Annotated in this window: 1 protein-coding gene; it reads left to right on the top strand. The window is 68.9% G+C overall.

Annotated features, from left to right (window positions below):
- The coding region (locus tag ACPXCG_RS23990; protein WP_425794898.1) for a DUF222 domain-containing protein at nucleotides 1-228 on the top strand (228 nt) is incomplete at both ends.

Genomic DNA, 228 nt, shown 5'->3' with positions numbered 1-228 from the left:
TCGGGTGTCCTCGATCATCGCCCGGACCGATCTGCTCGACGGCCACGCCGGTATGGCCGAGGTGGATGGGCAGATCGGCGCCGAACTGGATCTGCATGCCGGGGCGTGGTCGGCCGAACGGCTCCGCGACATGGTCGATCGGATCGTGTTCCGACAGGATCCGGATGCGGTGCGCGAGGCTCGCCGACGTGCGGTCAACGACCGTCGGGTGTGGACGACGCCGAAGCC

The organism is Gordonia sp. DT218, assembly GCF_049847105.1.
Lineage (GTDB): Bacteria > Actinomycetota > Actinomycetes > Mycobacteriales > Mycobacteriaceae > Gordonia.
Note: the sequence above shows the minus strand (reverse complement) of the source record. Positions and strands in the feature narration are given on the sequence as shown.